Annotated in this window: 28 protein-coding genes; 17 read left to right on the top strand and 11 right to left on the bottom strand. The window is 69.4% G+C overall.

The window, feature by feature from the left end:
* The first annotated feature begins 32 nt into the window (after positions 1 to 32).
* The 6 genes from J2X59_RS05800 to dnaB all read left to right on the top strand — a co-directional run bounded on the left by J2X59_RS05800 (position 33) and on the right by dnaB (position 5,258).
* Positions 33 to 1,469 (top strand): CCA tRNA nucleotidyltransferase, encoded by a 1,437-nt coding sequence (locus J2X59_RS05800; protein WP_326496015.1) that lies wholly within the window; start codon positions 33 to 35, stop codon positions 1,467 to 1,469.
* A 173-nt stretch (positions 1,470 to 1,642) separates the two neighbouring features.
* Positions 1,643 to 2,014, top strand: coding sequence for a 30S ribosomal protein S6 (gene rpsF, locus J2X59_RS05795; RefSeq protein WP_058728349.1), 372 nt, complete (start codon positions 1,643 to 1,645; stop codon positions 2,012 to 2,014).
* Between the two features lie 3 nt (positions 2,015 to 2,017).
* Complete coding sequence (locus J2X59_RS05790; RefSeq protein ID WP_209684775.1) at positions 2,018 to 2,593, top strand: single-stranded DNA-binding protein; 576 nt, start codon at positions 2,018 to 2,020, stop codon at positions 2,591 to 2,593.
* 50 nt (positions 2,594 to 2,643) lie between these two features.
* Positions 2,644 to 2,901 carry a 30S ribosomal protein S18 gene (gene rpsR, locus J2X59_RS05785; RefSeq protein ID WP_017887834.1) on the top strand — a complete coding sequence of 86 codons (258 nt, stop codon included), beginning with the start codon at positions 2,644 to 2,646 and terminating at the stop codon, positions 2,899 to 2,901.
* Positions 2,902 to 2,915: 14 nt separating this feature from the next.
* On the top strand, positions 2,916 to 3,368 hold the full coding sequence (rplI, locus tag J2X59_RS05780) for a 50S ribosomal protein L9 (RefSeq protein WP_058728351.1): 453 nt from the start codon (positions 2,916 to 2,918) through the stop codon (positions 3,366 to 3,368).
* Between the two features lie 525 nt (positions 3,369 to 3,893).
* Complete coding sequence (gene dnaB / locus J2X59_RS05775; protein ID WP_066657525.1) at positions 3,894 to 5,258, top strand: replicative DNA helicase; 1,365 nt, start codon at positions 3,894 to 3,896, stop codon at positions 5,256 to 5,258.
* 647 nt (positions 5,259 to 5,905) lie between these two features.
* Here the strand turns inward: dnaB and J2X59_RS05770 are convergent.
* The 5 genes from J2X59_RS05770 to J2X59_RS05750 form a co-directional block, all read right to left on the bottom strand.
* The gene (locus tag J2X59_RS05770) at positions 5,906 to 7,069 is read right to left on the bottom strand and encodes an MFS transporter (protein ID WP_326496014.1); all 1,164 of its coding nucleotides are present in this window, start codon (positions 7,067 to 7,069) and stop codon (positions 5,906 to 5,908) included.
* Positions 7,070 to 7,124: 55 nt separating this feature from the next.
* A complete protein-coding gene (locus tag J2X59_RS05765) occupies positions 7,125 to 7,976 on the bottom strand; it encodes an MBL fold metallo-hydrolase (protein ID WP_326496013.1) in 852 nt (283 codons plus the stop codon).
* Between the two features lie 11 nt (positions 7,977 to 7,987).
* Positions 7,988 to 9,157, bottom strand: coding sequence for a thiolase family protein (locus J2X59_RS05760; protein WP_326496012.1), 1,170 nt, complete (start codon positions 9,155 to 9,157; stop codon positions 7,988 to 7,990).
* Positions 9,158 to 9,235: 78 nt separating this feature from the next.
* The gene (locus tag J2X59_RS05755; RefSeq protein WP_326496011.1) at positions 9,236 to 9,697 is read right to left on the bottom strand and encodes a winged helix-turn-helix transcriptional regulator; all 462 of its coding nucleotides are present in this window, start codon (positions 9,695 to 9,697) and stop codon (positions 9,236 to 9,238) included.
* A gap of 40 nt (positions 9,698 to 9,737) precedes the next feature.
* On the bottom strand, positions 9,738 to 10,316 hold the full coding sequence (locus J2X59_RS05750; RefSeq protein WP_326496010.1) for a TetR/AcrR family transcriptional regulator: 579 nt from the start codon (positions 10,314 to 10,316) through the stop codon (positions 9,738 to 9,740).
* A gap of 128 nt (positions 10,317 to 10,444) precedes the next feature.
* On the opposite strand from J2X59_RS05750, the gene J2X59_RS05745 reads away from it, so the two are divergent.
* From J2X59_RS05745 to J2X59_RS05730, 4 genes are all read left to right on the top strand, one after another.
* Positions 10,445 to 11,311: an alpha/beta fold hydrolase gene (locus J2X59_RS05745; protein ID WP_326496009.1), complete on the top strand. Its 867-nt coding sequence runs from the start codon at positions 10,445 to 10,447 to the stop codon at positions 11,309 to 11,311.
* A gap of 8 nt (positions 11,312 to 11,319) precedes the next feature.
* Positions 11,320 to 12,117, top strand: a complete 798-nt coding sequence (locus J2X59_RS05740; protein WP_326496008.1) for an alpha/beta hydrolase — start codon at positions 11,320 to 11,322, stop codon at positions 12,115 to 12,117.
* Between the two features lie 76 nt (positions 12,118 to 12,193).
* Complete coding sequence (locus tag J2X59_RS05735; protein ID WP_259411586.1) at positions 12,194 to 12,640, top strand: tautomerase family protein; 447 nt, start codon at positions 12,194 to 12,196, stop codon at positions 12,638 to 12,640.
* Positions 12,641 to 12,671: 31 nt separating this feature from the next.
* On the top strand, positions 12,672 to 13,520 hold the full coding sequence (locus tag J2X59_RS05730; RefSeq protein ID WP_326496007.1) for an alpha/beta fold hydrolase: 849 nt from the start codon (positions 12,672 to 12,674) through the stop codon (positions 13,518 to 13,520).
* A gap of 54 nt (positions 13,521 to 13,574) precedes the next feature.
* Here the strand turns inward: J2X59_RS05730 and J2X59_RS05725 are convergent, their stop codons facing one another.
* Positions 13,575 to 14,195 carry a TetR/AcrR family transcriptional regulator gene (locus J2X59_RS05725; RefSeq protein ID WP_326496006.1) on the bottom strand — a complete coding sequence of 207 codons (621 nt, stop codon included), beginning with the start codon at positions 14,193 to 14,195 and terminating at the stop codon, positions 13,575 to 13,577.
* Here J2X59_RS05725 and J2X59_RS05720 point away from each other — a divergent pair.
* Together J2X59_RS05720 and J2X59_RS05715 are read left to right on the top strand one after the other, a co-directional pair.
* Positions 14,165 to 14,821 (top strand): TetR/AcrR family transcriptional regulator, encoded by a 657-nt coding sequence (locus J2X59_RS05720; RefSeq protein WP_326496005.1) that lies wholly within the window; start codon positions 14,165 to 14,167, stop codon positions 14,819 to 14,821. The genes J2X59_RS05725 and J2X59_RS05720 overlap by 31 nt on opposite strands.
* A gap of 132 nt (positions 14,822 to 14,953) precedes the next feature.
* Positions 14,954 to 16,162: an MFS transporter gene (locus J2X59_RS05715; protein ID WP_326496004.1), complete on the top strand. Its 1,209-nt coding sequence runs from the start codon at positions 14,954 to 14,956 to the stop codon at positions 16,160 to 16,162.
* A gap of 59 nt (positions 16,163 to 16,221) precedes the next feature.
* On the opposite strand, the gene J2X59_RS05710 is transcribed toward J2X59_RS05715, so the two are convergent.
* Positions 16,222 to 17,064, bottom strand: a complete 843-nt coding sequence (locus tag J2X59_RS05710) for an alpha/beta fold hydrolase (protein WP_259411591.1) — start codon at positions 17,062 to 17,064, stop codon at positions 16,222 to 16,224.
* 157 nt (positions 17,065 to 17,221) lie between these two features.
* Here J2X59_RS05710 and J2X59_RS05705 point away from each other — a divergent pair, with 157 nt between their 5' ends.
* Positions 17,222 to 18,178 carry an alpha/beta hydrolase gene (locus tag J2X59_RS05705; RefSeq protein ID WP_144711693.1) on the top strand — a complete coding sequence of 319 codons (957 nt, stop codon included), beginning with the start codon at positions 17,222 to 17,224 and terminating at the stop codon, positions 18,176 to 18,178.
* A 99-nt stretch (positions 18,179 to 18,277) separates the two neighbouring features.
* Here J2X59_RS05705 and J2X59_RS05700 read toward each other — a convergent pair whose 3' ends face one another.
* Positions 18,278 to 18,916: an HD domain-containing protein gene (locus J2X59_RS05700; protein ID WP_326496003.1), complete on the bottom strand. Its 639-nt coding sequence runs from the start codon at positions 18,914 to 18,916 to the stop codon at positions 18,278 to 18,280.
* Between the two features lie 91 nt (positions 18,917 to 19,007).
* On the opposite strand from J2X59_RS05700, the gene J2X59_RS05695 reads away from it, so the two are divergent.
* Both J2X59_RS05695 and J2X59_RS05690 read left to right on the top strand, forming a co-directional pair.
* On the top strand, positions 19,008 to 19,988 hold the full coding sequence (locus J2X59_RS05695) for a GlxA family transcriptional regulator (RefSeq protein ID WP_309778554.1): 981 nt from the start codon (positions 19,008 to 19,010) through the stop codon (positions 19,986 to 19,988).
* Positions 19,989 to 20,005: 17 nt separating this feature from the next.
* Positions 20,006 to 20,839, top strand: a complete 834-nt coding sequence (locus tag J2X59_RS05690) for a GNAT family N-acetyltransferase (protein WP_326496002.1) — start codon at positions 20,006 to 20,008, stop codon at positions 20,837 to 20,839.
* 59 nt (positions 20,840 to 20,898) lie between these two features.
* On the opposite strand, the gene J2X59_RS05685 is transcribed toward J2X59_RS05690, so the two are convergent.
* Together J2X59_RS05685 and J2X59_RS05680 are read right to left on the bottom strand one after the other, a co-directional pair.
* Positions 20,899 to 21,732 (bottom strand): alpha/beta fold hydrolase, encoded by an 834-nt coding sequence (locus tag J2X59_RS05685; protein ID WP_326496001.1) that lies wholly within the window; start codon positions 21,730 to 21,732, stop codon positions 20,899 to 20,901.
* Between the two features lie 75 nt (positions 21,733 to 21,807).
* Complete coding sequence (locus J2X59_RS05680; protein ID WP_326496000.1) at positions 21,808 to 22,668, bottom strand: SDR family NAD(P)-dependent oxidoreductase; 861 nt, start codon at positions 22,666 to 22,668, stop codon at positions 21,808 to 21,810.
* A gap of 77 nt (positions 22,669 to 22,745) precedes the next feature.
* On the opposite strand from J2X59_RS05680, the gene J2X59_RS05675 reads away from it, so the two are divergent.
* On the top strand, positions 22,746 to 23,354 hold the full coding sequence (locus J2X59_RS05675) for a TetR/AcrR family transcriptional regulator (RefSeq protein ID WP_326495999.1): 609 nt from the start codon (positions 22,746 to 22,748) through the stop codon (positions 23,352 to 23,354).
* 23 nt (positions 23,355 to 23,377) lie between these two features.
* Here the strand turns inward: J2X59_RS05675 and J2X59_RS05670 are convergent, their stop codons facing one another.
* A complete protein-coding gene (locus J2X59_RS05670; protein WP_326495998.1) occupies positions 23,378 to 24,097 on the bottom strand; it encodes a hypothetical protein in 720 nt (239 codons plus the stop codon).
* Between the two features lie 87 nt (positions 24,098 to 24,184).
* Here J2X59_RS05670 and J2X59_RS05665 point away from each other — a divergent pair, with 87 nt between their 5' ends.
* On the top strand, positions 24,185 to 25,207 hold the full coding sequence (locus tag J2X59_RS05665) for a TDT family transporter (RefSeq protein WP_326495997.1): 1,023 nt from the start codon (positions 24,185 to 24,187) through the stop codon (positions 25,205 to 25,207).
* The last annotated feature ends 16 nt before the right edge of the window (positions 25,208 to 25,223 follow it).

Genomic DNA, 25,223 nt, shown 5'->3' with positions numbered 1-25,223 from the left:
CGGCGCACCGATCTGGGAGGATGAGGTCCGTCATGCAGTCCGTTGCCCAGGCCGTCGAACGACTCGACGCACTCGCAGCCACCGAGCCCGTCGCCGTCCTCGCTCGGGCGTTCGCCGACGCCGGACACGAGCTGGCGCTGGTCGGCGGCCCCGTCCGCGACGCCTTCCTCGGCCGTGCCGTCACCGACCTCGACTTCACGACCGACGCCCGCCCCGACGACGTCCTGCGCATCGTCGAGCCGATCGCGAGCGCGACGTGGGACGTCGGTCGGCAGTTCGGCACCATCGCCGCCCGGGTCGCCGGCGAGCAGGTCGAGATCACGACCTACCGCAGCGACGTGTACGACGGCGAGACCCGCAAGCCCGAGGTGGCGTTCGGCGACACCATCGAGGACGACCTGCTCCGCCGTGACTTCACGGTGAACGCCATGGCGCTCCGCCTCCCCCAGCGTGAGCTCGTCGACGTGCACGGCGGGGTCGAGGACCTGCTCGCCGGGCGCCTGCACACCCCGCAGGCGGCGCCCGTCTCGTTCCGCGACGACCCCCTGCGCATGATGCGCGCCGCACGATTCACCGCGCAGCTCGGCTTCACGGTGTCCGACGAGGTGCGTGCCGCGATGACGGACCTCGCCGACTCGATCGGCATCGTGTCGGCCGAGCGGGTGCGTGACGAGCTCGTGAAGCTGCTGAACACGTCCGAGCCGGTCCCCGGCATCCGCCTGCTCGTGGACACCGGGCTCGCCGAGCGCTTCCTGCCCGAGCTCCCCGCCATGCGGCTGGAGATCGACGAGCACCACCACCACAAGGACGTGTACGAGCACTCGCTGACGGTGCTGTCCCAGGCCATCGGGTACGAGGCCGAGCGGCACCCGGGCGAGGCCCCCGACACCGTGCTCCGACTCGCGGCGCTGCTGCACGACATCGGCAAGCCGGCCACCCGCAAGCTCGAGCCCGGCGGTGCCGTCAGCTTCCACCACCACGACCTGGTCGGCGCGAAGCTCGCGAAGAAGCGACTGCGGGCGCTGCGGTTCGACAACGACACCATCGCCGCCGTCTCCCGACTGATCGAGCTGCACCTGCGGTTCTTCGGCTACACCGAGGGCGCCTGGACCGACTCCGCCGTCCGCCGCTACGTCCGGGACGCCGGCCCGCTGCTCGAGCGCCTGCACGAGCTCACCCGCTCGGACGTCACGACGCGGAACCGTCGCAAGGCCGACCGGCTCGGCTTCGCGTACGACGACCTCGAGGACCGCATCACGGCGCTGGCCGACCAGGAGGAACTCGACTCGATCCGTCCGGACCTGACGGGCGACGACATCATGCGGATCCTCGGCATCCCGCCGGGGCGTGCCGTGGGCGAGGCGTACCGCCACCTGCTCGAGGTCCGCATGGACGAGGGTCCCCTCGGCGCCGACGAGGCCGAGCAGCGCCTGCGCGCCTGGTGGGCCGAGCGCGACGCGACCGCCTGACGGCGCGACCGCCTGACGACGCCGGCCGCTCTGCACGACCGGTGGCGCGCCTCCAGACCGTGGGCTAAGCTACTCGAGTTGTCCACGCGCTCCTGCGCGTCCGGACACATGCATCAACCCTCCTGCTCCGGGAACCGCCCGGAGCCGCCGAGACCAAAGGAGGTGGGTTCCGCATGCACCAGTACGAACTGATGGCGATCCTCGACCCCGAGATCGACGAGCGCACCGTCGCTCCCAGCCTGGACAAGTTCCTCGCGGTCATCCGCAACGACGGTGGCACCGTCGACAACGTGGACGTCTGGGGCCGTCGTCGCCTGGCCTACGAGATCGCGAAGAAGTCCGAGGGCATCTACGCCGTCGTCGACTTCACCTCGACGCCCGAGGCCGCCAAGGAGCTCGACCGTCAGCTCGGTCTCTCCGAGGCCGTGCTCCGCACGAAGGTCCTCCGCGCCGAAGAGGCGATCGCCCAGGTCGCCGCGCAGAAGCAGCGCGACGAGGCCCGCGCGGCCCGCAAGGCCGCGAACGCGACCGCGAGCGCCGAGTAGCTCATGGCCGGCGAAACCGTCATCACGGTGGTGGGCAACCTCACCGCAGACCCGGAGCTGCGGTACACGCAGAACGGGCTCGCGGTGGCGAACTTCACCATCGCCTCCACCCCTCGCACGTTCGACCGTCAGGCGAACGAGTGGAAGGACGGCGACGCGCTGTTCCTCCGTGCGAGCGTGTGGCGCGAGTTCGCCGAGCACGTGGCGGGCTCGCTGACGAAGGGCTCGCGCGTCATCGCGCAGGGTCGTCTCCGTCAGCGCTCCTACCAGGACCGTGAGGGCCAGCAGCGCACGAGCATCGAGCTCGAGGTCGACGAGATCGGCCCGTCGCTCCGCTACGCGACCGCCCAGATCACCCGCGCTGCGGGTGGCTCCGGTGGCGGTCGTGGCCAGGTCGGTGGCGGCAACGCCTCCGGCGGTGGCCAGGGCGGGAACGGCGGCGGCTGGAACAACAACAGCGGCGGCGGTCAGTCGGACGCACCGTGGTCGCCCCAGGGCGGCCAGCAGGGCGGCAACGCACAGTCGAACGACGTGTGGAGCCAGCCCGGCGGCTCGTACGACGACGAGACCCCGTTCTGATCCTCAGCGGTCTGACGGACACACAACTTCTTCTTCTCTAAGGACAAACAATGGCTGGAAAGAGCACCGGCGACCGCCGGAAGCCTCGCGGCAAGGGCGGCAAGAACGCCGCTCCCGCGAAGTCGATCAAGGTCGGCGTCATCGACTACAAGGACGTCGCGACCCTGCGCAAGTTCATCTCGGAGCGTGGCAAGATCCGCGCCCGTCGCATCACCGGCGTCTCCGTCCAGGAGCAGCGCCTCATCGCCCGTGCCGTGAAGAACGCCCGTGAGATGGCGCTCCTCCCCTACGCCGGCTCCGGCCGCTGATCAGGAGGATCACCATGTCGAAGCTCATCCTCACCCACGAGGTCTCCGGCCTCGGTTCCGCCGGTGACGTCGTCGACGTCAAGAACGGCTACGCCCGCAACTACCTCATCCCCCAGGGCTTCGCCGTCGCGTGGTCCAAGGGCGGCGAGAAGCAGGTCGAGTCGATCCGTGCGGCCCGTGCCGCCCGCGAGCTCGCCACCATCGAAGAGGCCCAGGACCTCAAGATGAAGCTCGAGAACGCGACCATCAAGCTGACCGTCAAGGCCGGCAAGGACGGCCGCCTGTTCGGCTCGGTCCGCCCGGCGGACGTCGCCGACGCGGTCCAGGCGCAGGGCGTCGGTTCGCTGGACAAGCGCAAGGTCGAGGTCCCCGCGACCATCAAGACCGTCGGTGACCACGAGGCCACCGTGCGTCTGCGCGAGGACATCACCGCGGTGATCTCCCTGCAGGTCGTCGCCGCCAAGTAAGCAGCGTCACCACCGTCGAAGGGCGGGTCTCCTCCGGGAGGCCCGCCCTTCGTCGTGCGCGCGGCTCGCCGTGCGCAGGTGTTGCTGTGGGACAGGTGTTGCTGCGTTGGCCGGTTACCTCTCGCGCCCGTCCGGGCTTGCTGGGAACGAACCGAGAACGCCCCCCACGGGAGGGCCTGTTGTCAAGTCGTTTTACACAGTCGAAACGCCCCGAATCGGAACCTTCAAGGTGTACTTGAACCGCGGTTCTCCACACACGGTGTGGAACGGAAAAGCCCAGGTCAAGGGCAAGAACACGTGTTCGAACGCCGACTTGTCCACACGTCCATCCACAGTTGTGCACATGCGTGTCCGGCGTGTTCCGCATCCTCTCCACAGAGTTATCCACAGGGCCGTTTGCTGGGGATAACTCTGTCCCCGTAGCTTGGCCCAGCGACTCGGCGGAGGGCAGGGGATGTCGGTCGTCCGGGGTAGGAAAGCCGGTGTGGGCCGAGGCCCGCACCGTCACGACAAGAGGGAGTCCGTGTGTCGATCGCGCATCTCGATCCGTCCCCGCAGGACCTGTCCGAGCGGGGTTCGGAGCGGACGCCGCCGCACGACCTGCTCGCGGAGCAGTCCACCATCGGCGGCATGCTGCTGTCGAAGGACGCCGTCGCCGACGTCATCGAGACCGCGCGCGGGGTGGACTTCTACATCCCGAAGCACGAGGTGATCTTCGACGCGATCCTGTCGCTGTACTCGCACGGCGAGCCCACCGACGTGATCGCCGTCACGGACGAGCTGACCAAGACCGGACTGCTCTCCCGCGCCGGCGGTGCCGAGTACCTGCACAGCGTCACGAGCATGGTGCCGACCGCGGCGAACGCCGGGTACTACGCAGCGATCGTCGCCGAGAAGGCCGTCCTCCGCCGTCTGGTCGACGCGGGCACCCGCATCGTGCAGATGGGCTACGCGTCCGAGGGTGAGGTCACCGACCTCGTGAACAGCGCGCAGGCCGAGGTCTACAACGTCGCCGGCGGCGTGCAGACCGAGGACTACGTGCCCCTGACCGACGCCATCGGCGCCGCGATCGACGAGATCGAGGCCGCCAAGGGGCGCGACGGTCAGATGACCGGCGTCCCGACGGGGTTCAGCGGCCTCGACGCCCTGACGAACGGCTTCCACCCCGGGCAGCTCATCATCGTCGCCGCCCGCCCCGCGCTCGGCAAGTCGACGCTGGCCCTCGACCTGTGCCGCGCCGCAGCGCTCAAGCACGACCAGACCGCCGCGTTCTTCTCGCTCGAGATGGGTCGCGCCGAGATCGCGATGCGTCTGCTGTCCGCCGAGTCGAGCGTGCCGCTGCAGAACATGCGCAAGGGCACCGTCGACTCCCGTGACTGGACGACCATCGCGCAGACCCGCGGGCGCATCAACGACGCCCCGTTCTTCATCGACGACTCCCCCAACATGACCCTGGTGGAGATCCGGGCGAAGTGCCGCCGGCTCAAGCAGCAGCACAACCTCAAGCTCGTGGTCATCGACTACCTGCAGCTGATGACCTCGGGCAAGAAGGTCGAGAGCCGTCAGCAGGAGGTCTCGGAGTTCTCGCGTGCGCTGAAGCTCATGGCGAAGGAGCTCGGCGTGCCGGTCATCGCGCTGTCACAGCTGAACCGTGGTCCGGAGCAGCGCGCCGACAAGAAGCCGATGATCTCGGACCTGCGTGAGTCGGGCTCCATCGAGCAGGACGCCGACATGGTCATCCTGCTGCACCGTGAGTCGGCGTACGAGAAGGACAACCCGCGTCAGGGTGAGGCGGACCTGATCGTGGCGAAGCACCGCAACGGTCCGACGGACACGATCACGGTGGCGTTCCACGGGATGTTCTCGCGGTTCGTCGACATGCCGCAGTAGGGCGTCGTTGTTGTGACTGTTCACGGAAACGGTCGCCTGCCCGCCGAAAGTGTCGCTGGACCATCTGAGCGACAACTTCGTTGAGCAACCTTCGACGCAGCAGGACCTAACTCCCCGGTCCCCTGCCTGCAACTCGCCGCTGTCGCTGTTGCTGTCGCTGCCCCTGCCGCCGATCCGGGTCCTTCAGGCTGGACGCCCCGCTTCTCATGTGTCGTTCGCCAGCTAACTTGTCCGGCTGCCACACAACGCGTCTGAGATACGGACATGGACAGGTTGTTGGCGGTGATTGCGATGAGTCTCTTCGTGCTCGCGGTCAGTGCTGGAGGGTTCTGAGTTGCGCGATCGGTCGTCGTTCCTCGGCTCGTGATCAGGTGCGTCACGACGGGAGCAGATCCAGCTCGAACGACCCGTAGCCCTTGGGCCCCTTCGCCAGTCAGAGGGATCGACACGCGCGCCGTCGCCAAGACTCGTGAGCGGCGTTGGGACGGGCAACGAGCTCGTCGACAGGATTCTTCTGGCGATCGCCGCCGGGGAATTCAACGAACGCGAGCTCCGACGACACGCTCTCCTGCAAGATCGCCTCTGATGATGGACCTGCGCGATTCATGGGAGCAGCGCGGCCGCACAGATGATTCGCCAGAGGGCTGTCATCGCCGGTGATCTTTGCGCACGGGTAGGACATTCGTGATCAGCGCGATCGCCCCAACTCCACCTACTACGGGTAGTCCCGCCGAGACCCCTTGCAGCAGTCCCGAGTTCGTGGCGACCACACCGAGGCCGAGAGCGACTGCCACCTGGATGACGCAGCCCACGAGGTACGCGGTCGAGAGGCTCGTTACCCGGAACGACTCCGGGATTGACGACGCGAGTGCCGCCACACCGGACGCGAACAACAGGCTGTAGCCGATGCCCCCGAGGACTGCAAAGACGACGAAGAGCACGAGCGAAGAAGCCTGTGCGGTTCCGATGAGCGTCGCAGTAGCGGCTACCGACGCCACGCCGCCGGACACGCCGGACACTCGTGCGGACAACCGTCTCGCTGCGATCGCCACGACACCGATGACCAGGCTCGTGATCGAGATGATGGAGCCGATCGCGAAGGCGTTGGACGTCCCGATGAGCTCCTTGCCGATGTCCGCTCCGAGGGACAGCTCCAGCGCGCCGAGCGAGTACGCGGCCGCGATCGAGATCGACGCCCGGACGAGGACGCTGCGGAACGGGGCGGGAAGCCGGAGGTCTCTCCTCCCCTCACTGCGGGCCTGCGCCGGCCGGTCAGGAGGGAGTCGGAGGAGCATGAGCAGGACCACGACCGCGACCGCGAAGAGGACCCAGTACGAGAAGTGGAGCGGCGCCGGTGCGTACTCGACGAGCGCCCCGCCGATGAAGGTGGCGAATGCCAGCCCGATCGCCGTGGACGCGGTCGCGATCGAACTCGATCGGCCAGGAGCAGCATGTGACGCGGATTCGACCATGACCGCCGTCGCCGGGCTCAAGCCCAGCCCGACGCCCACGCCCATCAGAGCTCTGCCGGCGATGACCGACCCGAGGTCGGGCGCGACGCCGAAGACCAGCGCTCCGCCGGCGATCGAAGCGACTCCGGCGAGCATCGCCGCACGACGGCCGATGCGATCCGACACTCCTCCGAGACATGCGAGTACCAGGGCGAGGGCGAAGGGGTAGACGGCGAAGATCGTCGTGGCTTCGACCTGACTCAGATCCCAATCGGTTCGGTAGACCGGGTAGACCGGTGTCGACGCTCCGCTCCCCCACAAGGCGAGTGCCGGGACACTGGCCGCTGTCCAGAAGGACATGCGCTGCAGCCCTGACGTGGTCCGGTCACGATCCGCGGCACCCAGGTCGGCGATGTCAGGACTCCTCTGCCGCGGCCAGCGCCGCCGGGGCGCCGTACCAGACCGGACTGGGGTTCAACCGCTCGGGCCAGCGTCTGAGCATCTCGTCGAAGAAGCCGATCCGGTCGACGCCGGAGGCAGACACCTCCATGACGTCCGACAGGTACCGCCGCGTCTCCCCGATGGCTTCAGGCCGGTCGGCTCGTTGCGCGTCCTTGTGCCCGGCGACCACGGACGTCGGGTGCAACTCGGCGACCTGGTCGAGCGCCTGCTGCCAGCGCCGATAGCCGCCGTGCGCACCCTCGGCGAGGAACTGGTGGACGCCGTTGTAGACGACGTCTCCGGCCACCACCAGTCCGATCGAGGGAACCCAGAGCACGGTCGTCGCCTCGGTGTCGGAGTGCCCGACCTCGACGGGGACGAGCTCGGCGCCCTCGAGCCAGAGCCCCTCCTCGGGGACTGGCTGGGCCACGACCGGCGTCGCGGGGAGCAAGCCCGGGAAGATCCGGTCCCAGAGTGCTTCTCGTGCGGTGGTCGCCTGGAGGCGCATGAGTTCGATGGTCCCGGGGGTCGCCCACGCTTGTGCGTCGCGGAAGCGCTCCTGGATCCGTGCCGTGCCGAACCAGTGATCGCCGTGACCGTGCGTCGCGTAGATCCCCACGAGGCGTTTCCCGCTCCGCGCCACCCAGTCGATCACCTCGTCGATTTGATCGACGAGGAACGGCGGATCGACGAGGAACGCGTCGCGATCCCCCTCGATCAGGACGGTCGAGAGTGGGCTCCACATCAGCGGCGAGCCGTCCGGCATCCGGTCATCGCCAGCGCGCTCGCGCCCGTGCGAGACGTGGACCGAGTACTCGATGTCCATCAGGTCCCCCGTCAGCCGAGCCGCTCGATGACCATCGCGTCCGCCAGCCCGCCTGCTTCGCAGATGACCTGGAGGCCGTAGCGGCCCCCTGTCGCGTCGAGCACGCCGAGCAGTGTCGCGGTGAGACGTGCGCCGCTGGCGCCGAGCGGATGGCCGATCGCGAGGGCGCCGCCGTGCACGTTGACCTTGGCAGGGTCAGCGCCGGTCGCCTTGAGCCACGCGAGCACGACGGACGCGAACGCTTCGTTCACCTCGAACGCATCGATGTCGTCGAGCGACAACCCGGCGCGGCGCAGAGCTTGCTCCGTGGCCGGGACGATGCCCGTGAGCATCATGATCGGATCGTCGCCGACGACCGCGGTCGCGACGACGCGGGCCCGGGGCCGCAGTCCGAACCGCTCCACCGCTCCCGATCCGGCGACCAGCACCGCAGCGGCACCGTCATTGACCGGACTCGCGTTCCCGGCTGTGACGCTCCAGGCGATCTCGGGGAAGCGCTCGGACCAGCGAGGGTCTTCGAATGCCGGACGCAGCGCTGCCAGTGCCTCCGGCGACGTGCTCGGGCGGATCGACTGGTCGACGTCGCCCGCGGACAGGGGGACCGTCTCGCGCTCGAACAGCCCTGTTTGCTGCGCCCGGGCCGCTCTGCGATGGCTCTCGAGCGCGAAGGCGTCTGCGTCCTCCCGCGAGATGGCCCAGCGCGCCGCGATGAGCTCGGCGCTGATGCCCTGGGGAACGAGTCCGGGGGCGAACCGCCGCTGCACGGCCTCACCGAACGGGTCCCTGCCGGCCATTTGGCTGCCGATCGGGATTCGGCTCATGGACTCGGCGCCCGATGCGACGACGACCTCGTAGGCTCCTGCCTGGATACCCTGCGCTGCGAAGTGCAGCGCCTGCTGGCTGCTGCCGCACTGCCGATCGATGGTGACGGCAGGCACGCTCACCGGCAACCCGGCGGCCAGCGCCGCCCAGCGAGCCGTGTTCGTGCTCTGTTCGCCGACCTGTCCGACGGCGCCGGCGATCACGTCGCTCACGGCTGCACCGGGCAGGCCCGCCCGTCGGACGACTTCTCGGATCGCGTGGGCGTGGAGATCGACGGGATGCGTGCCCGCGTACTGTCCGTCGGGCTTGCCCTTGCCGAACGGGGTCCTGATCGCGTCGATGATGAACGCTTCTGCCACGACTGCCCCTCCCTCACAGGTGGTGACGGTCACGTGACCATCACTGCTGACTTGTTTATCACAAGTCAGCAGTGTGACCTAGACCCGGCTGAACTCCACGGCCTCAGGCGGGAGGCTGTTGTCGTCGTGGCGGACGAATCCCACACGGACAGGCGCGTCGCTGCTCTGCTCGTGTCGCGTCATCGTCGCGCCGTCAGCTCGCGGCACGTTGTCGTCGCCCCATTGCTGGAGCGCACCGAGTACGATGAGGAGCTGTCGTCCCTCGGCGGTCGGGCGGTATGCAGAACGCGCTCGGCGACCGGGCTCCTGGTAGTCGACTCGCTCGAGCACTCCGCCGTCGACGAGCCGCTTCAGTCGATCGGTCAACACGTTTGTGGCGATCCCCAGTCGCTCCTGGAAGTCAGCGAAGCGCTCGACCTGGTACAGCAGGGACTCGCGGAGGACGAGGAACGCCCACCGGTCACTGAGGATGGTCAGCGTCCGTTCGATCGAACAGAACGGCTCTACGGGTCCGAGTTCGGGAGTCCGTGCGCGCGACATCCCTCCATCGTACTGCGCAAGTCAGCTGCGCGGCTGCGCGTCATTCACCCATCGACGCCGCTGCTCGTGCGGCTCGGAGAAAGGTGCGGCGGGCGCCTGATCGGTCGTCGAGGTAGCTCCCCACCAGGACCGCGTCGCGGAGCATGACGAGTTCGTCGGCTCGGTCCCCGGCGTCGACCCGACCTGCGGCGTCGAGATACCGCTCCAGCTGTGCCCGGAACCAGCGCCGATGGGACGAGACGACATCCCGTACCGGACTCTGGGCGTCGGCGTACTCGGCGGTGGCGTTGATGAAGGGGCAGCCCCGCGTGTGGTGCCGGTTCGCGTCCTCGGCGATCCCCTCGATCGCGAGCTCGAGGAGGTGTTCTGGGTCCGTCGCCACCGACTCCGCGCCCTGGAAGGCAGCCTTGAGCATCGCGTCCTCGCGCTCCAGGTAGGCGACCACCAGTGCCTCCTTGCCGGCGAAGTGCCGGTAGAGGGTCGCGCGGGTGGTCCGCGCTTCGGCGACGATCCGGTCGATGCCGACGCCCGTGATGCCTTCTCGATAGAAGAGCTCGCCTGCTACGGCGAGCAGGTGCTCGCGCGGGGACGTCATGTGCGGCGCAGCGGTGGCGGTCATCGGCCGATGCTAGCACAGAAAGAACGTTCATTCTTTGTGTTGGATTGCTTGACGCAAGCCAGGCATGCATGCCATGCTCGTGAAAGAAAGAAAGAACGATCGTTCTTTCCATCCTGATCGGAGTCCTCATGACCACCTTGTCCCGTCGCATCACAACTCGCCTCGCCATCGGTGCCGCTGCAGCCGCTCTCATTGCAGTTCCGACCGCAGCGCATGCTGCTGGCACCCCGTCCACGTCGTCGTCCGCGCCCGCGGCCTCCACGACGAAGAGCGCAAAGCCGACGATCGTGCTCGTGCACGGCGCATGGGCCGATGCTTCGAGCTTCGCCCCCGTGGTCAAGCGTCTCCAGGCGGACGGCTACACGGTGGTGAACGCGCCGAACCCGCTTCGCGGTCTGTCCGCCGACGCTGCCTCGCTGAAGGCATTCATCGAGCAGGCCACCACCGGACCCGTCGTCCTCGTCGGCCACTCGTACGGCGGTGCAGTCATCACGAACGCCGCGACCGGTATCACGCGGGTGACTGACCTCGTCTATGTCGACGCCTTCGCGCCGGACAAGGGCGAAACGATCGTGCAGCTCTCCGGAGCGAAGCCGGGATCAGCTCTCGCAGCCGACCCCAAGACGGTGTTCGACGCCGTGCAGGACCCGAACCTGCCTGATGGCGACCCTGACCTCTACATCAAGCGGAACCTGTTCCGTTCGATCTTCGCGGCCAAGATGGACGCGAAGGATGCCGCGGTGCTGGCTGCTTCGCAGTCGCCGATCGCTGGCGGCGCACTGCAGGAGCCCTCGGGTGACCCTGCCTGGAAGACCATCCCGAGCTGGTTCGCCATCGGAGCTAGCGACAAGGTGATCCCGGCCGCTGAACAGCGAGCGATGGCAGCACGTGCCCACGGGCGGACGACGACGCTGCGAGCCACTGATCACCTGTCGATGCTTGAGGCGCCCACGAACGTGGCGAATCTCATCGAGACCGCCGCAAAGACGAAGTAGCTGCTGCCATGACCCCAGTGCTCTTCATCCACGGCCTGTGGATCCACACGTCGGCTTGGCGCCCGTGGCAGGACCTCTTCGAGGAGGCCGGCTACGACGCGCAGGCGCCCGGATGGCCCGGCGACGGCGCCACGGTCGAGGAGACCCGCGCTCACCCGGAGCGTCTCGCCGGCATCGGCGTGCGTGCGATCACCGACCACTACGCGGGCATCGCAGCACGCCTGCCCGAGAAGCCGATCGTGATCGGCCACTCCTTCGGCGGTCTCGTCGCGCAGAAGCTCCTCGCTGCTGGGGTGGCGCGGGCAGCGGTGGCGATCGATCCGGCCCCCATCAAAGGCGTCCGCGCCCTCCCGTTCGCGCAGATCCGTTCGGCACTCCCCGTCGTCAGCAAGAAGGCGAACGCCGACCGCTCGGTGTCGCTGACACCGCGACAGTTCCGGTACGGATTCGGCAACGCGATCAGCCGGACCGAGTCCGACCGTCTACACCGGCAGTACGCGATCCCCGGTCCCGGTCGACCCGTGTTCGAGCTCACCGCGGCGAAGAAGGACGCGTCCTCACCGACCGAGGTCGACCTCGACGACCTGCGACGCGGCCCACTGCTGGTGATGGGCGGCAGCCGTGACCACACCATCCCGGAGATCGTGGCCCGCCAGGCGGCCCTGCTGTATGAACCGGGCCTGCACACCTCGTACCGACGCGTCGACGGGCGAGGCCACTCCCTGGTCTTCGACAGCGGCTGGGAGACGGTGGCGAAGACGGCGCTCGAGTGGGTCCGTCAGAACGAGCCGAGCGTCGCCCGCTGACGATGCTCGGGAACACCGTGGTCCGGCGCGCCTTCCCCCATGCGGCGCGCCGGACCACGACCGACAAGGAGAGACCATGCCCTGGATCAACCTCACGATGCGCAAGGGCGCACTCGACCAGCAGCAGCAGGCTGCGGCGATGGCGCGTCTCACCGACGCGCTCATGCACTGGGAACACGTGCCGGACACTCCGGTCGCGCGCAGGGTGATGAAGGGGTGGGTGTACGAGGTGGAGTCCGGTGCCGACTACGTCGGTGGCTCGTCGGAGCACGCGCGGCCCTCGTACTTCGTGGAGGTGCGCATCCCCGCCGGCCGGTTGACGCGTCTGGACAAGTCCGGCATCATGCGCGACTTCGCGCAGATCCTCATCGAGGCCGAGGAGCGCGTGCCCCTGCCCGAGGAGCTCCGCCGCGTCTGGGTGACGATCGTCGAGCTCGAGGCTGAGGACTGGGGCATCGGTGGTCACACAGATTGGTTGCGCGCGTACGACAGCGCCCTCCCCAACCCCGTCGGGCAGGTCTGACGTGGCGGCCACACGCTCGATCAGACGGAACGTGCTCCGTCGGATCTCGACCCGCTACGGCCGCGTCGCCGCCCACGACCACGACGGGCACGGTGCCCCCATCGTGCTACTCCACGGCTTCCCGGACGACAGCCGGATCCACGATCGCGTCGTCCCGCTCCTCTACCGGCACCGGGTGGTGACCATCGACTTCGTCGGCTACGGCGCATCCGAGCGCACGCAGAGCTCGCTCGTCCGCCCGGGGCAGCGTGTCGACGAGGTCGTGGCCGTCCTGGAGGCGCTCGACCTGAGCGACGCCGTCGTCGTCGGCCACGACAGCGGCGGGCCGGTGGCGGTGGAGACGGCACTTGCGTCCGAACGGGTGACGAGCCTTTTCCTCCTGAACAGCTACTACGGCCGTGAGCCGGCGCTCCGTCTGCCGGAGATGATCCAGATGTTCGGCGACCCTCGTCTGGCGCCGCTCTCCGATGCCGTCATCGCCGACCCGGCGCAGCGCGCTTGGTTGTTGGGGCACACCGCGAGGCGCTTCGGGTACGACCCGGACGCGCCGGACAGTGTCCGTTCGCGGGCCGTCATCCCCCAGTTCTTCGGGGATACGTCGCAGCCGGACGCGCTGCGCGCCGTCCGGGCGTGGACCCGTGCGCTGCCGCGGGACCTCGGTGAGCAGACCCGTCGTGCGGCCGCTGGCGAACTCCGCGATCTGACCAAGCCGGTGACGTTGGCGTTCGGTGCGGAGGACCGGTATCTCAGTCCAGCGCTGGCGCGGCAGATGGCGGACCGGTTCACCGGTGCCGTGGTGCACGAGGTAGCCGGCGCATCGCACTGGCCACAGTGGGACCAGCCCGAGGTCGTCGCCGGTCTGATCGCCGACCGCCGCTGACCCGGTGTCGCCCGACCCGACCCGACCCGAACGGGCCGGGCCGGGTCGACGCCGTCAGCGGACTTTGTCGACTTCGGGGAAGACCGCCCTCGTCATCACGCCGGCGCTGCGCACGAGTTCGTCGGCGTCGATGTCGGCCGCTCCGGCGACGGCGTCCGTCGCTGCTCCGCAGTACCCGTGGTAGAGCGCTCGGGCCAGGAGTTCCGGACCGTCCGCGGTGATCACCCCCGCGCGCACGCCTGCTGTTGCGGCGGCGGCGATCATCGAGATGAGCCGTTCGTTCACGTCGTTCTTCACCGCGTCGGCACCGGACGTCCCGTACAGGGCCCGGTGGACGTCGCCGTGATCGAGTGCGAACCGGGTCAACTCCTCGAGCACGGTCACGAGCCGTCCCGCGACGGTCCTGGTCTCGTCCGAGAGGATCTGCGCTCCCACGTCGAGGAACGATTCCATGTGACGCGCCCACGCTGCCGAAGCTAGGTCTTCCTTCGTGGCGAAGTGCAGGTAAAACGACCCCTTCGACATGCCCGCGGTCCGAGCGATTTCGTCGACGGTGGTGTCGGCGATGCCGCGCTCCGTGAACACCAGAACTGCTGCGTCGAGCAGGTCGCGCCGGCGCTCCTCGGCGGGCTTGACCCGGCGTGGTGGCCGCGTCGATCGGGTTGCCGTTGTCATGCGTCCTCCTGATTCGCCATCTTATGCACCTGATTTCCGCACCGATCGGTCTCAATCTGCGCTACGCTCGGTCCGTGGCACGGAGCAAGGAGTTCGACCCGGATATCGCCCTCGATCGCGCGATGGGGCGGTTCTGGGCTGCCGGATACGAGGGCACCTCGACCCAGGAGCTCATGGCCGTGATGCGCGTCGGGAAGCGGAGCATGTACGACACGTTCGGCAACAAGCGCGCGCTGTACCTCCGCGCGCTCGACGAGTACGTCCGGCGGGCGGAACTCGTGCACCAGACCGTGCTCGACGCAGACGGGCCAGTGGCAGACCGGATCGAATCGCTGTTGTGCTCCGGCCTCCGACTTGCGGACGCGACCCCGCCGGGGTGTTTCGCCGTCAACGCGGGGACGGATCTCGGTGGCGACCCGGATGTCCGCGCGATCGTCGACGGGCACTTTGAGCGCAGCACCGACCGCATCGCGGCGGTGCTGCGTCAGGCGGCCGGTGCGCAGGCAGCAGCACTCGCTCCACTCGTCCACACCGCCTGGATCGGGCTGCGCGCGCGATCCGCCGCGGGTCTCTCCGAGGACGGACAGCAAGCGGTCATCCGGCAGATCGCCGCACTGGTGTCCTGAGCGGGCTGCGGGTTCGTCCGTCGAATCCCCTTCCGCCACCATCCACACACCCGACTGGGTCCACGGGGTCGTTCCCGACCCCGTCTCGATCCGACCCTTCATTCCGCACCGATCAGTCTCAACAGGAGAAGCATGTCTCAGAACTACCTCGCCCCGCGGGGCCGCCGGCCCCTGGCGGCCGTCTTCGCCATCGCCCTCGGCTCCTTCTCGGTCGTCGTCGCCGAGTTCGTCCCGGTCGGCGCCCTCTCCGCCATCGCCCGCGGGCTCCGCGTGTCCGAAGGGGAGGCAGGCTTGCTGGTCACGCTGCCGGCGGTCGTCGGCGCGGTGGCCGCGCCGGTCGCCACCGTCCTCATGCGGCGTCTCGACCGTCGTGTCGCAGTCCAGGTGCTCACTGCGCTCATCGCAGTGTCCTGTGTCCTCAGCGCGGTCGCGCCGACCTTCGGCGTGATGCTGCTGGGACGTCTGCTGCTCGGCGTCAGCGTCGGTGGCGTCTGGGCGACCGCCGTGTCCGCAGCGGCACGGCTCGTCCCTGAGCGGATCGTGCACACCGCCAGCTCGATGGTGTTCGGCGCCATCGCCGTGGGATCGGTGATCACGGTGCCGTCCGCGACCCTCGCTGTGGCCCACTTCGACTGGCGCTGGACCTTCGCCGGTGCTGCGGCCGTCGCCGTGTTCGCCGTCGTCATGCAGCTCGTCCTCGTACCGCGCATCCCCGCGGCGGACCGTGTGACGGGGGCGGACTTCCGGACGATCCTCACGTCTGCCCCAGCGGTTGCGCTGCTCGCGATCGTCCTGTTCGTCGTGTTCGGCCAGTTCAGCGCGTTCACGTTCGTCGTCCCCTACCTCGTCTCGGTCGCCGGGCTGTCGGCCGCCACGGCATCGCTGCTCCTGTTCGTCTACGGGGTCCTCACCATCGTCGGGAACTTCGGTGGAGGTGCACTCCTCGGACGGAGCATCCGAGGAACCGTGGTCGCCACGCTCGTCGCAGGAGGGGTGGGGCTCCTGCTGCTCGCGCTCGGTGCTTCTGCGGTCGTGGCGGTCGTCGTCGCGCTCGTGCTGTGGGGCCTGTCGTGGGGCAACGCACCGGTCGCGCTCCAGCACTGGCTCTTCACGTTCGACGGCAAGCGGTTCTCGGCAGAGGCCGTGAACGCCTCCTTCACTGCCGTCGTGCAGGTCGGTGTGGCTGCTGGTTCGTTCCTCGCGGGCCTCGCGGTGGATGCGGTCGGGACCAGCAGCAGTGTGCAGCTCGGTGCGGCGTCGGCCCTCGTCGCCCTCGTGATCGGGCTCGTGCTCATGGCTGCCACGGCCCGTCGGTACCGCGTCTCGGTCGAGACGCGCTGACTGCTCCTGTCGGTCGAGGGCGGGGCGCGCACCACGGTGCGCGCCCCGGCCTCCGTCCGTCATGCGGCGAGGAACCGCAGTGCGGTGGCGCCGAACTCCTCCGGGTGCTGGAAGAGGAAGCCGTGGCCGGCATCGCTGTAGATCACCGTCGTGGCATCAGCCAGCCGCTGCGCCATCTTGAATGAGTGCTCGGCGTGCACCATCACGTCGTGCGCTCCGTTCGCGACGAGTACGGGGATGTCGAGCTCCTCGAGACGCTCCCACGCCGATCCCTCGTCCTCTCCCCACGCGCCGATGGCGTGCAGCTGCGCCTGGATCGTCTCGGGGCCGACCTGCGGTGCATCCGGCGTCAGACGGGACTCGAGTCGACGGAGCGACTCGCTGCCGCGGCGTCGCCCGTCCTCGTGCTGACCGAAGAACAGGTAGAGGAAGTCCTCGTCGTCATTCTCCGGCTTGACCATGACCTCGATGGACTTCGGCTCGGGACCGGGAGCGCCGTTCTGGCCGCCGGGGCCGGAGCCGAGGACGAGGAGGCGGCGGACGAAGCCCGGCTCGTCGAGTGCCACGAGCTGCGCGACGAAGCCGCCGATGGACCAGCCGACCGCGTCGATCTGCGCGATCCCGAGCGCGCGGAGGAAGTCGACCGCCGTGCTGGCCATGCCGCCGAAGGTGTCGGGCGAGACGCCCCCGCTCCGGCCGACGCCGATGTTGTCGAAGAGGATCACGTCGTGCTCGGCGGCGAGGACGTCGACAAAGGCTGGGTCCCAGTGGTCCATCGTTCCGCGGAAGCGCTGGAAGAACACGACCGGGGTGCCTCCGGTCGGGCCGAACCGGCGGTAGGCGACAGGTCCGGAGGGGGTGTCGACGGTGTGCGTCGGCGCGGTCTCGGTGCGGTTGGTCATGGCGGGATCCGTTCTCGTAGTCGGTGCGCGGGGTGCGCGCCGGGCGCGTCCATCATCTCACTTGTTTCGCAAAAGTTAGTTGTGACCGACGGTCAGTCAGTGTTACGTTCCCCCGTGTCGGTCGGCCGATCGGCACTGCACTCGCACTGGAGGAACGATGACCCGCAACACCACGCCCCCGCCGTTCGACGCTGAACTCGAGCCCGTCCTCGCCCAGGCCGGGATCTCCCCGACTCTCCTGCCCGAGCACCTCGAGGTCCTGCGCGGCCCGGGCTTCACCCCGTCCCTGGAGCAGCTCCTCGAGGGGCGTCCGATCGTCCACGAGGAGCACGTCGTCCCCGGGCCCGCCGGCGACCTCGTCGTCTCGGTCTTCCGCCGCACGGACCACACCGAGCCCGGTGCCGCGTTCTTCTTCACGCACGTCGGCGGGATGATCTTCGGCGACCGGTTCGTCGGGGTCGCCCCGGTAGTCGACTACGTCGTCGAGTTCGACGCCGTCGTCGTCACCGTCGAGTACCGCCTCGCGCCGGAGAACCCGGCACCGGCCGCGCTCGAGGACTCGTACGCTGCGCTCGTCTGGACGGCCGAGCACGCCGAGGAGCTCGGCTTCGACCCGTCGAAGCTCATCACGATCGGTGGCAGTGCCGGAGGGGGCCTCGCCGCCGGGATCACCCTGATGGCCCGAGACCGCGGAGTGCCGGCCCTCGCCGGCCAGGTCGTCATGTACGGCATGCTCGACGAGCACAACGACAGCACCTCGGCGCAGCAGATCGACGGCATCGGCATCTGGGACCGCACCAGCAACGAGACCGGCTGGAACTTCTACCTGGGCGACCGCCGGGGCACCGAGGACATCACGTCGTACGAGTCGGCGAGCCGTGAGCAGGACCTGAGCGGCCTCCCGCCGACGTACGTCGAGGTCGGCTCGGCCGAGGTGTTCCGAGACGAGGACGTCGCCTTCGCGAGCCGGATCTGGGCCGCTGGCGGCGAGGCCGAGCTGCACGTCTGGCCCGGCGGGTACCACCTCTTCGAACTGCTGGCACCCGACGCCGAGCTCTCGAAGGCAGCACGCCGCACCCGTGGCGAGTGGGTCCGGCGTCTGCTCGCGCGCTGACCGCGCGCCGGCGTGCGTGCAGACGGACGGGAGGCGCGGTGCCAGCCCGCACCGCGCCTCCCGTCCGTCACGGCCGCGGGTCCCGACCCGCCGCTCCGGTCATTCCGGCCACGTGTTGCCGCGGATGACCTCGACGAAGTCCGTCCGCCGGAAGCCGGGCAGGAAGTGCGCCAGCACGTCCGCGTTGACGTTCCCGAACACCGTCTCAGGCCGGTGCCGGTTGCCCTCCGCGAAGCGCTCGAGGATGCGTCGCTTGAAGTCCGGCCGCGGGTGCGCCGCGATGACCGCTCCGAGGGTGTCCTCCGGGAGGTCGTCCCGGCCGACACCGAGGACGTCCGTCTCGACACCCGCGGTCACCAGCGCGATCTCCGGCTCGAGGAACTCCGGCACGCCGGGTGTGGTGTGCAGCGCGATGCCAAGCCACACGTCTCGGGCCGCCTGGGTGTCCACGCCGTGCTCGAGGAGGAAGGTGCGGGCGTCGTCCGCACCGTCGACCTCGAACCGCTGCCGGGAGTCGCGGTGTCGATCGGTCAGGCCGAGGTCGTGGAACATCGCGCCGACGTAGAGCAACTCCAGGTCGGGGCGGAGCCCGCGCCGCTGACCTTGCAGGGCGCCGAAGAAGAACACCCGGCGCGAGTGGTGGAACAGCAGGTCGTCCTCGGCGGCACGGACGTGTTCGGTCGCCGCGCGGACGAGGGCAGTGTCCGGCACGGTGATGCCGGCGATGGTGTCGATCATGGATCGCGTCCTCTCTCGTGGATCGTGTACTCCAGGGTGGGTGGACGGCGCGACCGGCGACAAGAGACATCAGGACGGAGATGAGGCACCGATGGACATGCAGGGGACGACCGTCGCGATCGTCTTGTTCGACGGGGTCAAGTTCCTGGACGTGACCGGGCCGGCCGAGGTGTTCGCCGAGGCCAACCGGTCCGGAGCCGACTACGTCCTCCGGTTCGTCTCCCCCGATGGACGGCCCGTCCGCACGTCGGTGGGACTGACCGTCCCCGTGGATGCCTCCCTGGCGGACCTCGACGCGCCGGACGTCCTGCTGGTCGCCGGCGGCGACGACCTCGTCGATCGATCGGCACCCGACGGACTCGTCGAGGGTGTGCGTGCGGTCGCCCGCTCCGCCCGTACCGTCGCATCGGTGTGCACGGGCGCGTTCGTCCTGGCCCAGGCCGGACTGCTCGCGGGCCGGCGCGCGACCACGCACTGGCGACACGCGGGGCTGCTGGCTCGGGTCGCGCCGGACACCGAGGTCACACCGGACTCGATCTGGGTCCAGGATGGGGACGTCGTCACCTCCGCCGGTGTGACAGCCGGGATCGACCTCGCTCTGGCGCTCGTCGAACGCGACCACGGAGGTGACCTGGCCCGCGACGTCGCTCGAGCGCTCGTGGTGCACATGCAGCGTCCTGGCGGTCAGGCGCAGTTCTCGGCGGGGTTGCGTGGGCCTGCTCCGCGCTCCTCGCCGGTGCGGTCCGTCGTGGACGTGGTCCTGGCGGATCCAGCGTCGCCGTTCAGCACCCGGGACTCGGCCCGAGCCGTGGGTGTCAGCGCCCGACACCTCGCGCGGCTCTTCGTCGAGGAGCTCGGCACCACTCCGGTCCGATTCGTCGAGCGTGCGCGGGTGGACCTCGGTCGGCAGCTGCTCGAGCAGGGCTCGACCGTGGCGGAGGCCGCTCACGGAGCGGGCTTCACCGACCCGGCCGCGTTCCGCCGAGCGTTCCGGCGTGTCTCTGGCACGACGCCGAGCGCGCACCGCCACCGGTTCGGGACCACCGGGATCCGCCCACCTGACTCTCGTTGAGAAAGTAAGCTAGGTGGATGCCGACCACAGCCACAGAGCTCCTCCGCATCGCGGAACACGCCGAAGCCGATGCGCTCGCCGACCTCGTCGGTCGGACGCCTGCGCAGGCCCGAGCAGCACTCGGACTGACTGCGGAAGCTTTCGCCGACGGCGTGCTCGTCTCGATGCCCCACGACCCGACCGACCAGTGGAGTCGCGTCGTCGGCGTCACGCGGTGGACGGGGAACGCTGACGACCTCGTCGCGCTGGCACGGGAGCGGTTCACGCGGAGCGGAGTGCGTCAAGCGTCGCTGCAGATCGCTCCGGCGTTCGAGCCGGACGGCTGGCGGGAGACGTGCGAGCGACTGGGACTGTCGGCGGGGCCGGCGCTCGTGAAGATGGGCGCGGAAGTCGAGGAGCTCACCGTGTCCGCCGCGCCCACCGGGCCGATGACGGTGCGTTCGGTCCGGCCCGAGGAGGCGCTGTCGTGGTCCGCGACGATGTTCGAGGCCTTCGGGGATCCGGCTGACCCGCACCTCGCCGCCATGGGAGCCGGCTCCGTGGACGCCGACGGCTGGGTGGCGCTCGGGGCATGGGACGGTGCGGACCTCGTCGGTGTCGGCGCGGTCTCGGTCCGCGGACCCGGTGCCGAGCTATTCGGAGGCGCGACGCTGCCCCGCGCCCGACGCCGCGGTGTCCAGGGTGTCCTCATCCGCGCTCGCATCGAGGCGGCGAGGCGCGCCGGCTGTAGATGGGTGTTCGCAGAGGCTGCCCTCGGCTCCGTGGATCGGCCGGGGCAGTCGTTGCGGAACCTGCGCCGGGCGGGCCTCCGGGACCTGGGCCTCCGGACGGGCTGGACGCTGACGGTCTGAGTGGTGCGTCCGACCGAGGAGGACCCGAGCCGGACGCACCAGACCACTCCAGCTCGGCGTCAGCGCAGGAAGAGGTCCACGGTCGCAGCGAAGTGCTCCGCGTGCTGGAACAGGAACGCGTGACCGGCGTCGCCGTAGAGCAGAACGGCCCCGTGAGGTGCGTGCGTCGCACCGAACACCGAGGCCGAAGCCGGGATGCCCACGTCCTGCACTCCGTTCGCGAACAGGACCGGTTGCGTGGTCCTCGCGAGTCGGGCGATCAGGTCGGGCACCGGCACTTGGTACGCGACGGACGCCGCGACTAGCTGAGCCCCGGCCGCACGGTCGGACACCACGACGGCGTCCGTCGGACGGGCCGCTGCGATCCGCGCGTCGGACGCGGCGGCGGCTGCTCTGCCGTCGTCGGTGTCCGGGTAGAAGAGGTACGCCATGTCCCCAGCAGTGGCGTCTGGCTTCATCTGGATCTCAGTGACACGGGCGTCGGGCGCCGGGGTGTCGGGTACCAGCCCCGGCGTGCTCGCCGCCACGACGACGCGTCGGACCAGGTCCGGGCGGGCGTCGACGACGTACTGGGCGACGACGCCGCCGAGAGACCATCCGAGCAGGTCGACCTGCGTGAGCTCGAGGGCCTCGACGAAGTCGATGATGCCCGCTGCCGCGCCCTCCATCGAGTCGCGCGGTTCACCGGTGGAGCGCCCGGTGCCGACGTTGTCGACCAGGATGACGTCGCGGTTCCGGCTGAGGGGCTCGATGAGGGCTGGGTCCCAGTCGTCGATGGTTCCGCGGAAGCGCATCAGGAGGACGAGTGGGACCCCGCCGACCGGACCGGTCCGTCGGTAGGCGTACGTTGCGGACGCCGTGTGGACGGTCGTCGTCGAGGGTGTCGTGGACATGGTGTTCCTCTTTCTGTTCGTGCTCGAACGGACCGCCGCGGTGCGGCAAGTCGGGATTGGTTCGCGCGGAGGGGGTCAGAGTGCGGCGGAGAAGCCGGTGAGTGCCGATGCGCGCTCCCACAGGACGAGCGCAGTGGCGTGGTCGTCCTCGTGGCGGGCACGGCGCTGCTCGCGGACGACCGACGGACGGCTCGGTGGTGCGAGGTACGAGCCTCCGGCGACGTCCGCAGTGAGGGCCTGGAGGACCGATCGGGCACCGATCTCGGGAGACACGCCGCGCCAGCGAGCGGCACCCCGGAGGACGACGCCCATCGCACCTGTCGCGTTCCCGTTCCCGTAGAGCCCCGTCCGCGCGACTCCGGGGTGGGCCGTCACCGCGCGGACGCGGCTGCCCACGAGGTCGAGGCGGCGCTGCAGCTCGTCGGTGATCAGGAGGTCAGCGAGCTTCGACTGTCCGTACGCCCGCCACGGGCTGTACCGGCGTCGCTGCCAGTTGAGGTCGTCGAGGTCGATTCTGGCGAAGGACGCGAGCACGGACGAGACGTTCACGATGCGGTCGATGACGGACGGCAGGAGCAGGCGGGTCAACGCGAAGTGGCCGAGGAAGTTCGTCGCGAGCTGGGACTCGAAGCCGTCGGGCGTTCGTGCGAACGGCGTGGCCATCACGCCGGCGTTATTGAGCATTCCGTCGAGCCGACCAGACCAGTCCCGAGCGAACGCGCGGACGGAGTCGAGGCGGGAGACGTCGAGCACGAGCACTTTGGTCGGGCCCGGGAAGGTCGCGGCGACCGCCGCACCGCGGTCGAGGTCGCGCACCGCCAGCACCACTTCAGCGCCGGCCGTGCTCAGCGCACGGCCAGCAGCGGCGCCGATGCCGCCGGTCGCCCCGGTGACGAGGTAGCGCCGCCCGTGTTGGTCGGGGAAGTCATCGCTCATGGTGTCCTCTCTTAGATGTCGGTCGACATCTTTCGACCAGACGATAGATTACTGTCAGCATCTACGGAAGGGGCAACATGGGGCGCGTCTCACGGGACCAGGCGGACCGGCACCGTCAGCAGATCGTCGAAGCCGCATCGCACGTGTTCCGGGACCGGGGCGCCGCGTCCGTGAGCATTGGCGACGTGATGCGCGAGGTCGGGCTCACCAACGGCGGGTTCTACCGGCACTTCCCGTCGAAGGACGCGCTCGTCGCCGAGGCCACCGCGAACGCGTACGAGCAGATGAACACGGGCCTCGCAGGCCTCGAGGAGACGTCGGTGGACCACCGTGCCGCGCTCACCGAGCTGGTCCGGGGGTACTTGTCGGAGCACAACCGGGACGACTGGGCCGGGGGATGCGTAACGACCGGCTTCGGCTCGGACGTCGCGCGGTCGGACGACCGATCGGTGCGGACGGCGTTCGCCCAGGGGGTGCGGGACTTCGCAGCGTGGCTATCCGACGAGGGTGACGCCGTCACACCGGCTTCCTTGGTCCGGATGTCGACGATGGTCGGCGCGCTGTTCCTCGCGCGCGCCACCTCGACCACCGACTTCAGTACCGACGTCCTCGGGGCGGCACGGTCACATCTCCTCAGTGAGCTCGGCGAGGCCGGGTCGGAGGGTGCCGGGCCGCCCGCGGCCTGAGGTTGTCCGGCCCTCCTCGCGCGTCACACCACCGCGACGTCGGCGAGTCGGATGGACACCAGGTGCTGGTCAGCGACGATCCCACCCGCGGGGTCCCGGGGGAACACGTCGCGCGCTGTTGCGATGACGATCCCGTCCACCTCGGTGTGGCCGGCGACGAGCTGCGCGCTCGGGACCCCGCCCATCACGTCGGCTTCGTAGTCCCGCCGTCGCACGAGGTCGTCCCCGTCGACGTAGAGCGTCTGCACGCGACTGTGGGTCGTGATGCTCGACGGGTAGGTGACCCGCAGGCGACGCAGGCTCGTGCCCGCTTCGGTCCACGTGCCGTCCTCTTCGGTGTCGACTCCCGGGAGCTGCAGCGACCAGGCCTCGGTGGTGTACGTCCACATCGTGTACCCGACGAAGTAGGCGACCTGTGCTGGTGTCCAGGGGGTGTCGACACCGTGCCCGGCGAACGACTCCCTCGGGTGGTCGAGCACCTCGGACTCCCCGGTCGCCTCGTCGGTGATCGTCACTCGGTCGGGCGTGTACTCCGCGAAGCCGCCCGTGGGACCGAAGGAGTCGATGCGCGTCCGCTGACGCCGGACGTCGACGTGGGTCAGCCCGTGCTCGACGGTGCCCGTTGCGCGCTTCAACCCCCACACCGCACCGCCGAGCGTCCGAGTGAGGTCGATGCGTTCGACCTCTGACCAGCGGGACCCGCCAGCGGCTGCGGTCACGGCGATGGCGAGCGAGATGGGCATGGGGACCTCCAGGTGGTGTCGCGCGAGGGTCGGCCCGACCTCGCTAGCTTGTATTCTACAAGTCAGGTGGAGCACGTGAGGAGCACGATGGACGACGGATCAACACGCCCCCTCTCCCGGCAGCTGGTCACACTCGGCTCGTTCGGCGTCCCGCTCGGCCTCGCAGGGCTCGCTGGGTGCTGGACGGCCGCGACGGCAGACCTGCACGCTGTGCGATGGCCGTCCGAGGCACTCTTCGCGGTGACAGGCGTCCTGTGGGCCCTGCTCGCCGTCCTGTACGTCGTGCCCGGCCTGCGGCGATCCGGGGCGTTCCGCGCAGACCTCGAGCACCCGGGTTCCGGGCCCTTCGCGGCGTACATCCCCTTGGTCGGCCTGCTGCTGGCCTCGCACTACCGCACCGTCATCCCCGGAGCCCACCTGGACTGGGTCTGCGTCGCGTTCGTCGTCCTGCTCGGCTCCGTCGCAGCGCAACTGGTGGCGCACTGGATCGCAGGGGGTGTCGAGCTCGCCGCGGTCCACCCGGGGTACTTCGTCCCGGTCGTCGCGGGGGCGAACGTCGCGAGCATCTCCCTGTCGAGCGTCGGACTCCACCAGGCCGCTCTCGGTGCGTTCGGCGCGGGCCTGTTTTTCTGGCTGATGATCGGGACGGTCGTCCTCATCCGCTTGATGACCGGGTCGGCGTTGCCCGACACCCTGAAGCCGGCGATGACCGCGTTCCTCGCCGCCGCAGCCACCTCGAACCTCGCGTGGATCGTCGCGCATCCGGGACCCATCCGCGAAGTGCAGTCGATCCTCATCGGCATGCTCGTGTTCATGCTCGCCGTCCAGGCCGTGCTCGTCGTCGGGACCTACCGGTCGCTGCCGTTCGGCGTCTCCTGGTGGACGTTCACCTTCCCGGTCGCGTCGACCACGAACTTCGCCATCCGCTGGGCGGCCACCGTGCAGGTACCCGGATGGGAGGCGGCCGCATGGTCGGTCCTGGGCGTCGCCTCGGCGTTCGTCGTGCTGGTCGCCGCAGGTTCGGTGGCGCGACGACCCAGGCGACGAGGGGCGCACCGGGGCCGGCAGCACCCGACGGGTGGGCGCGGAGCGGTGGTGCAGCGTGGGTGACTCCATCGACGGTGCA

Origin of the sequence: Curtobacterium sp. 260 (genome assembly GCF_030803485.1) — a bacterium.
GTDB lineage: Bacteria > Actinomycetota > Actinomycetes > Actinomycetales > Microbacteriaceae > Curtobacterium.
The sequence above is the reverse complement of the archived record's forward strand: the minus strand, read 5'-3'. Positions and strand labels throughout refer to the sequence as shown.